Source organism: Burkholderia sp. Ac-20353 (genome assembly GCF_017104785.1).
Lineage (GTDB): Bacteria > Pseudomonadota > Gammaproteobacteria > Burkholderiales > Burkholderiaceae > Burkholderia.
This window is the reverse complement of sequence record NZ_JAAGPL010000566.1, coordinates 1-261: the sequence shown is the minus strand read 5'-3', so window position 1 is coordinate 261 and position 261 is coordinate 1. Positions and strand designations below refer to the sequence as shown.

Sequence of the window (261 nt, the reverse complement as noted above, 5' to 3'; positions counted from 1 at the left end):
CGAGCAGGGCGCGTATACGGCGAGGTTGCCGCGGCGATGATCGCGGAATTCGGTGCGCGCTATGCGATCGTCGGTCACTCGGAGCGCCGCGCGTATCACGGCGAGCGCAACGAGACGGTCGCCGCGAAGACGCAGAGAGCGGAAGAGCGGCGGGGAGGGAAAGAGTGTCGGAACAGGTGTGGAGAGCGGCTGGCGACGTGTACGTAACGCAAAAAGACGTAGAAAGTATGTGTCGCTAGATATATTTTTTTTTTTTTTTTC

Annotated in this window: 1 pseudogene; it reads left to right on the top strand. The window is 58.6% G+C overall.

The window, feature by feature from the left end:
- Positions 1-141 (top strand): annotated as a pseudogene (locus G3N94_RS41990) (triose-phosphate isomerase); the annotation flags it as partial.
- Positions 142-261: the final 120 nt, after the last annotated feature.